Source organism: Pseudonocardia lutea (assembly GCF_042658055.1).
In the GTDB taxonomy this organism is placed as follows: Bacteria; Actinomycetota; Actinomycetes; order Mycobacteriales; family Pseudonocardiaceae; genus Pseudonocardia; species Pseudonocardia lutea.
The window spans coordinates 40,751-47,703 of record NZ_JBHSQK010000040.1 but is presented as its reverse complement, the minus strand read 5'-3'; the positions used below and the strand labels follow the sequence as shown (position 1 = coordinate 47,703).

Annotated in this window: 8 protein-coding genes; 7 read left to right on the top strand and 1 reads right to left on the bottom strand. The window is 73.8% G+C overall.

The features are described 5' to 3' along the window. The 6 genes from ACFQH9_RS16560 to ACFQH9_RS16535 form a co-directional block, all read left to right on the top strand. On the top strand, nucleotides 1-204 hold a 204-nt coding region (locus ACFQH9_RS16560), incomplete at its 5' end, for a Trp biosynthesis-associated membrane protein (protein ID WP_379567026.1). 67 nt (nucleotides 205-271) lie between these two features. After that, nucleotides 272-1,099, top strand: a complete 828-nt coding sequence (trpC, locus tag ACFQH9_RS16555) for an indole-3-glycerol phosphate synthase TrpC (protein ID WP_379567025.1) — start codon at nucleotides 272-274, stop codon at nucleotides 1,097-1,099. 50 nt (nucleotides 1,100-1,149) lie between these two features. Next, a complete protein-coding gene (gene trpB, locus ACFQH9_RS16550) occupies nucleotides 1,150-2,466 on the top strand; it encodes a tryptophan synthase subunit beta (protein WP_379567069.1) in 1,317 nt (438 codons plus the stop codon). Continuing rightward, a complete protein-coding gene (gene trpA, locus ACFQH9_RS16545; protein ID WP_379567024.1) occupies nucleotides 2,463-3,284 on the top strand; it encodes a tryptophan synthase subunit alpha in 822 nt (273 codons plus the stop codon). The genes trpB and trpA overlap by 4 nt, the downstream gene beginning before the upstream one ends. A gap of 66 nt (nucleotides 3,285-3,350) precedes the next feature. Further along, entirely contained in the window at nucleotides 3,351-4,358 is a 1,008-nt protein-coding gene (gene lgt, locus ACFQH9_RS16540) for a prolipoprotein diacylglyceryl transferase (RefSeq protein ID WP_379567023.1), read from the top strand. Continuing rightward, nucleotides 4,355-5,005 (top strand): DUF2461 domain-containing protein, encoded by a 651-nt coding sequence (locus ACFQH9_RS16535; protein ID WP_379567022.1) that lies wholly within the window; start codon nucleotides 4,355-4,357, stop codon nucleotides 5,003-5,005. The genes lgt and ACFQH9_RS16535 overlap by 4 nt, the downstream gene beginning before the upstream one ends. A gap of 118 nt (nucleotides 5,006-5,123) precedes the next feature. Here the strand turns inward: ACFQH9_RS16535 and ACFQH9_RS16530 are convergent, their stop codons facing one another. After that, complete coding sequence (locus tag ACFQH9_RS16530; RefSeq protein WP_379567021.1) at nucleotides 5,124-5,459, bottom strand: VanZ family protein; 336 nt, start codon at nucleotides 5,457-5,459, stop codon at nucleotides 5,124-5,126. A gap of 53 nt (nucleotides 5,460-5,512) precedes the next feature. Between ACFQH9_RS16530 and pyk the strand changes: the two genes are divergently transcribed. After that, the gene (pyk, locus tag ACFQH9_RS16525; RefSeq protein WP_379567020.1) at nucleotides 5,513-6,934 is read left to right on the top strand and encodes a pyruvate kinase; all 1,422 of its coding nucleotides are present in this window, start codon (nucleotides 5,513-5,515) and stop codon (nucleotides 6,932-6,934) included. Nucleotides 6,935-6,953 lie beyond the last annotated feature (19 nt).

Below are 6,953 nucleotides of genomic sequence, written 5' to 3'. Positions count from 1 at the left end.
GTGCTCCTCGCGGCGGACCGGCGGCTGCCGCGGATGAGCGCGCGGTACGACGCCCCCGGCGCGCCCCGCCGGCCGGCGGATCCCGAGCGGGCGGCCTGGGACGAGCTCGACTCCGGTGTCGACCCGACCACGGAGGGTGCGTTCGCGCGGGAGCGTGGGCCGGACGGCGGCCCCCGCCCCGGCCGCCCGGACGGCACGGAATAACATGCGGATAACGCCTGGTAGGCCCGAACCCGGAAGGGGAGTGCGCCCCGTGGGCGAGCACGGTGACGTGAGTGCGGGAGTCCGGCCCAGCGTGCTGGACTCCATCGTGGAGGGTGTCCGGGAGGACCTCGCGGCCCGGGAGGCCGCGGTGGACTTCGCGGAGATCAAACGGCGGGCCGCCGCGGCGGCGCCGCCGAAGGACGTGCTGGCCGCGTTGCACGAGCCCGGGGTCGGGGTGATCGCCGAGGTCAAGCGGCGCAGCCCGTCCAAGGGCGCGCTGGCGACGATCCCGGACCCGGCCGTCCTGGCGAAGTCCTACGCCGAGAACGGCGCGCGCGTGATCAGCGTGCTCACCGAGCAGCGCCGCTTCGGCGGCAGCCTCGACGACCTGGCCGCCGTGCGCGCCGCCGTGGACGTCTGCGTGCTGCGCAAGGACTTCGTCGTCACGCCCTACCAGGTGCACGAGGCGCGGGCGTACGGCGCCGACCTGGTGCTGCTGATCGTGGCGGCGCTGGAGCAGCCGGTGCTGGTGTCGCTGCTCGACCGGGTGGAGTCCCTCGGGATGACCGCGCTGGTCGAGGTGCACACCGAGGAGGAGGCCGACCGCGCCCTCGAGGCCGGGGCGAAGGTCATCGGCGTCAACGCGCGGGACCTCAAGACCCTCGACGTCGACCTCGGCGTGTTCGGGCGGCTGGCTCCCGGCCTGCCCAACGACGTGCTGCGCGTGGCCGAGTCCGGGGTGCGCGGCCCGGGCGACCTGCTCACCTACGCGGGCTGGGGTGCCGACGCGGTGCTGGTCGGCGAGGGCCTCGTGACCAGCGGGGATCCGGGCGCGGCGGTGCGGGCCCTGGTGGCTGCGGGCTTCCACCCGTCGTGCAGCAGAATGGTGCGGTGAGTTCCTCCACCAGCGTCCGGGCGAGCAGCCAGGTCACGGCCAGTCAGGGCATCGAGACCCCGTCGGGCCACGAGCCCGACGAGCGCGGCCACTTCGGCCGCTTCGGCGGTCGATGGGTGCCGGAGGCGCTGGTCGCCGCGCTCGACGAGCTGGAGACGGCCTACGAGAAGGCCCGGCACGACCCGGAGTTCCTCGCCGAGCTGGACCGGCTGCACCGTGACTACACCGGGCGGCCGTCCCCGCTCACGGACGTGCCCAAGCTGTCCCGGCACGCCGGCGGGGCGCGGATCCTGCTCAAGCGCGAGGACCTGAACCACACCGGGTCCCACAAGATCAACAACGTCCTCGGCCAGGCGCTGCTCACCAAGCGGATGGGCAAGGAGCGGGTCATCGCGGAGACCGGGGCGGGCCAGCACGGCGTCGCCACGGCCACCGCGTGCGCGCTGCTCGACCTCGAGTGCGTGGTCTACATGGGCGAGGTCGACACCCGCCGGCAGGCGCTCAACGTCGCGCGGATGCGGCTGCTCGGCGCGACCGTGATCCCGGTGAAGACCGGTTCGCGCACGCTGAAGGACGCGATCAACGAGGCGCTGCGGGACTGGGTCACGAACGTCGACAGCACCCACTACCTGCTCGGCACGGTCGCCGGCCCGCACCCGTTCCCGCAGATGGTGCGGGACTTCCACCGGGTCATCGGGCTGGAGGCGCGCGCCCAGGTGCGCGAGCGCACCGGCAGGCTGCCCACCGCGGTCGCCGCCTGCGTGGGCGGCGGGTCGAACGCGATCGGCATCTTCCACGCCTTCCTCGACGACCCGGGCGTCCGGCTCGTCGGGTTCGAGCCCGGTGGCGACGGCGTGGAGACCGGCCGGCACGGGGCGACCCTGTCCGAGGGCTCGCCGGGGGCGCTGCACGGTGCCTTCTCGTACCTGCTGCAGGACGAGGACGGGCAGACCGCGGAGTCGTACTCGATCTCGGCGGGCCTGGACTACCCGGGTGTCGGGCCGGAGCACGCGCTGCTCAAGGACCTCGGCCGCGCCGAGTACCAGCCGGTGACGGACGCGGAGGCGATGGAGGCGTTCGCGCTGCTCTGCCGCACCGAGGGCATCATCCCCGCCATCGAGTCCGCGCACGCCGTGGCCGGCGCGCTGCGGCTCGGCAAGGAGCTGGGGCCGGACGCGGTCATCCTGGTCAACCTGTCGGGGCGCGGCGACAAGGACGTCGACACCGCCGCGAAGTGGTTCGGGATGATCGGGCAGGACGAGAGCGCCGAGTCGGCCGACGGCACCGCCATCGCCGAGGGCGCCACGCAGGAGCGGTCCGGGTCGTTCGCCGACCCGGGCAGCGAGACCGAGGGGATCCAGGCGTGAGCGAGCAGGCGAGCCAGGGGCGGAGCGTCGCCGACGTGTTCGCCCGGTGCCGGGCCGAGGGCCGCGGCGCCCTGGTGGGCTACCTGCCCGCCGGCTACCCGACGGTCGACGGCGCGGTGGAGCTGCTCACCGCGATGAGCGAGGGCGGCTGCGACCTGCTCGAGGTCGGCGTGCCGTACTCGGACCCGGTGATGGACGGGCCGACCATCCAGGCCGCCGCGGACACCGCCCTGCGCAACGGCTTCCGCCTGCGGGACGTGTTCGGCACGGTCGAGCGGGTCACCGCCGCCGGCGGCAACTGCGTGGTGATGACCTACTTCAACCCCGTGCTGCGCTACGGTGTCGACCGCTTCGCCGCGGACCTCGCGGCCGCCGGCGGTCTCGGCGTGATCACCCCGGACCTGATCCCGGACGAGGCCGACGAGTGGTTCGCCGCGTCGGCCGAGTACGGGCTGTCCCGGATCTTCCTGGTCTCGCCCTCGTCCACGGACGAGCGGATCGCCTCGACCGCGGCCGCCTCGAGCGGCTTCGTCTACGCCACCTCGATCATGGGCGTCACGGGCGCGCGGGACTCGGTGCACTCGGCCGCGGGCGAGATCGTCGCCCGGACCCGCCCGCACACCTCGCTGCCGATCGGCGTCGGGCTCGGGGTGCGCAACGGCGACCAGGCCGCCGAGATCGCGGGCTTCGCCGACGGCGTGATCGTCGGCTCGGCGTTCGTCAGCGCCGCCGAGCAGGGCGGGCCCGACGCGGTCCGCGACCTCGCCCGGGAGCTCGCCGCCGGCGTCGCCCGGGCGGGCCTGCCGCAACCGGCCTGACCCGGACGGGGCACGGCCGGGAGGTGGGGCGGCCGGGCGTCGGCCCGCCCGCGCTACGGTGGCGGCGTGAGCGCCCTCGCGAGCAGCACCGTGCTGGCCTACCTCCCCAGCCCGGACCGCGGCGTCTGGTACCTCGGGCCGATCCCGATCCGCGCCTACGCGCTCTGCATCATCGCCGGGATCGTCGTCGCGATCTGGTGGGGCGAGAAGCGGTTCGTGGCCCGCGGTGGCCCGGCCGGCACGGTCGTCGACGTCGCCGTGTGGGCGGTGCCTTTCGGCCTGGTCGGCGGGCGGCTCTACCACGTCGCGACCGACTGGCGGACCTACTTCGGTCCCGGCGGCGACCCGGTCAACGCGCTCAAGATCTGGGAGGGCGGGCTCGGGATCTGGGGCGCGATCGCGCTCGGCGCGGTCGGGGCCTGGATCGGGTGCCGGCGGCGCGGGATCCCACTGCCCTTCTTCGCCGACGCCGTGGCGCCCGGCATCGTGGTCGCGCAGGCGATCGGCCGGCTCGGCAACTACTTCAACCAGGAGCTCTACGGCGCCCCGACGACGCTGCCGTGGGGCCTGGAGATCTACGAGCGGGTGAACCCGGCCACCGGGGCGTCGGACCCGCTGGGCGGCGTGGCCGTCGACACCGCCAACCCGATCGCGATCGTGCAGCCCACGTTCCTGTACGAGCTGATCTGGAACCTGCTCGTCGCCGTCGTGATCGTGTGGGCGGACCGGCGCTTCCGGCTCGGCCACGGCCGCGTCTTCGCGCTCTACGTCGCCGGCTACACGCTGGGCCGGTTCTTCATCGAGCTCATGCGCACCGACCCGGCCACCCGGGTGTTCGGCGACATCCGGATCAACGTCGTGGTCTCCGCGCTGGTGTTCCTGCTGGCCGTGCTGTACGTGGCGCTGGTCCGCAAGCCGCGCGAGGTGCTGCCGCCCGAGGTGGCGCACCCGGACGGCGTCCCCGGTGACCCCGTCGCCGGGGACCGTGCCGAGGCCGCGGTCGACCGCTCCGCCGACGCCGACGGTCCCGAGGTCGGGGAGGGGTCCCGGCAGGCGGGCGGCCGGACGCCGTGACCACCCTGGCGACGCGGTTCGAGGGCTTCGGCGACGGCGCCGTCGAGTTCTACGACGGCCTGCTGGCCGACAACAGCAAGGCGTACTGGACCGACCAGCGCGAGGTCTACGAGACGCACGTCCGCGCGCCGATGACCGCGCTGCTCGCCGAGCTGGAGGAGGAGTTCGGGCCGGGCAAGATCTTCCGCCCGTACCGCGACGTGCGGTTCGCCAAGGACAAGTCGCCGTACAAGACCCACTGCGGCGGCTTCGCCCCGCCCTTCTACGTCCAGGTCGGTCCGGACGGGCTGCTCGCCGCGGCCGGGTACTACGGCATGGCACCCGACCAGGTCGCGCGCTACCGCACCGCGGTGGACGACGAGCGCCGCGGCGAGGCGCTGCGCCGGATCCTCACGGCCACGGAGAAGGCCGGGCTGACTGTCGGCGGGGAACAGCTGCGCACCCGGCCGAAGGGCACCGACCCGGACCATCCGCGGCTCGACCTGCTGCGACACAAGGGGATCATGGTGGCGCGCCGCTGGCCGCCGGACGACGTGCTGCACGAGCGCAGCTGCCTCGACCGCGTCCGCCGCACCTGGCGGGCCGCGCGGCCGCTGGCGGAGTGGCTCGCCGACCACGTCGGCCCCAGCGAGCAGCCCCGCCGGTAGCAGCGTCGTGGTTCCACGACGCGGGGGAACGGCCTGAGGAACCGCGTCATGGTTCCCCAGCGCCGCCACGTGGTGTCCGAAACCGCGTCATGGTTCCATGACGCGCTCCGGCGGGTGGCTATCGCCGCGCTCGCGGCGCCCGCGCCAGCAGCGCGTGCACGGCGACGCCCAGCGACACGCCCACGCAGTCCACGACCGCGTCGAGCACCTCGGCGCTGCGCCCGATCGGCAGGAGTCCCTGCAGGACCTCCGAGAGCCCCGCGTACCCGGCCAGCGCGAGGACCAGGGGGAGCGGCGGCACGCCCGCCCACCGGCCGGTGAGGCACAGCAGGGCGAACACACCCAGATGGACGAGTTTGTCGACCCCCGGCGGGGCACTCGGCACACCGGACGCGGGCAGGAACAGCACCACCAGGCTGACCAGCACCGCGAGGCCGAAACTCAGCCGTCCCACTGTTCGACTTCCTCCAACGTGATCGTTACAGAGACCGCGCTAGGCTGAACACCGTGACCCGTCGCACCAAGATCGTCTGCACCATCGGTCCGGCCACCGCCACGCCCGACCGTATCCGGGAGCTGGTCGCGGCCGGCATGGACGTCGCGCGGCTCAACTTCAGCCACGGCTCGCGCGAGGACCACGAGCGCGTGTACCGGATGGTGCGCGAGGCGGCCGACGCCGAGGGCCGCGCCGTGGGCATCCTGGCGGACCTGCAGGGGCCGAAGATCCGGCTCGGCACGTTCGCCGACGGGCCGACGGAGTGGCAGACCGGCGAGGAGGTGCGGATCACGGTCGCGGACTGCGCCGGCAGCCACGACCGGGTCTCCACGACCTACAAGGGCCTGGCGCAGGACGCCCGGGCCGGGGACCGGCTGCTGGTCGACGACGGCAAGGTCGGCCTGCGCGTGGTCGAGGTCGAGGGCGACGACGTGGTCTGCCGGGTCACCGAGGGCGGCCCGGTGAGCAACAACAAGGGCATCTCGCTGCCCGGGATGAACGTCTCGGTGCCGGCGCTGTCCGAGAAGGACCTCGCGGACCTCGAGTTCGCCCTCAAGCTCTCCGTCGACGTGATCGCGCTGAGCTTCGTGCGCAGCCCGGCGGACATCGACGGCGTGCACCGGGTCATGGAGAAGGTCGGGGTCAAGCTCCCGGTCGTCGCCAAGCTGGAGAAGCCGGAGGCCGTCGACAACCTCGAGGCCATCGTGCTCGCGTTCGACGGCGTGATGGTCGCCCGCGGCGACCTCGGCGTCGAGCTGCCGCTGGAGAACGTGCCGCTGGTGCAGAAGCGCGCGATCCAGATCGCCCGGGAGAACGCCAAGCCGGTCATCGTGGCCACCCAGATGCTGGACTCGATGATCACCAACTCGCGGCCGACCCGTGCGGAGGCCTCGGACGTGGCCAACGCGGTGCTCGACGGCGCCGACGCGCTCATGCTCTCCGGCGAGACCGGCGTGGGCCGCTACCCGATCAAGACGGTGCGCACGATGAGCACGATCATCGAGGCCGTCGAGGCGGGCCCGGCCACCGTGCCACCGCTCAACCACGTGCCGCGGACCAAGCGGGGCGTGCTCTCCTACGCCGCCCGGGACATCGGCGAGCGGCTCTCCGCCCGCGCGCTGGTCGCCTTCTCCCAGTCCGGCGACACCGTGCGCCGGCTCGCCCGGCTGCACACCCGGCTCCCGCTGCTGGCCTTCACCCCGGCCCCCGAGGTGCGCAGCCAGCTCGCGATGACCTGGGGCGTGGAGACGTTCCTGGTCGAGGCGGTGGACTCGACGGACGCAATGGTCCGCCAGGTCGACCACGCCATGCTCTCGATCGGCCGGTTCCAGCCGGGCGACCTCGTGGTGATCGTCGCGGGGTCGCCGCCCTCCACCGTCGGCTCGACGAACCTCATCCGGGTGCACCGCCTGGGCGAGGAGGACCACGCGTAGCCGCTCCTGGGAGGATCCG